At 70.1% G+C, this 388-nt stretch carries 1 protein-coding gene; it reads right to left on the reverse strand.

The annotated features are described in order from the left end of the window. Nucleotides 1-388, reverse strand: a 388-nt coding sequence (locus tag HP550_RS00065) for an FG-GAP-like repeat-containing protein (RefSeq protein WP_175345564.1), incomplete at both ends; no start/stop codon positions are given.

Raw genomic sequence — 388 nt, forward strand, 5'->3', positions numbered from 1 at the left:
CACGCCCGGGGTGTTCGCCCACGACCCGATGAACGTCGGAGCCGACCCGTTGGTGATCTGCCAGGTCCCGTCGCCCTGCGCGAACGCGACCGGGATCGAGGACCACCCGGCGTTCTGCCGGACCAGCGCGATGTCGGTCAGACCGTTGCCGTTGAAGTCCCCGGTCACCACCCGCACGCCCGGGGTGTTCGCCCACGACCCGATGAACGTCGGAGCCGACCCGTTGGTGATCTGCCACGTCCCGTCGCCCTGCGCGAACGCGACCGGGATCGACGCCCACCCCGCGTTCTGCCGCACCAACGCGATGTCCGTGAGGCCGTTGCCGTTGAAGTCCCCGGTGACCACCTTCACCCCGGCGGTGTTCGCCCAGGAGCCGATGAACGTCGGC

It is taken from the genome of Cellulomonas humilata (genome assembly GCF_013359775.1).
In the GTDB taxonomy this organism is placed as follows: Bacteria; Actinomycetota; Actinomycetes; order Actinomycetales; family Cellulomonadaceae; genus Cellulomonas; species Cellulomonas humilata.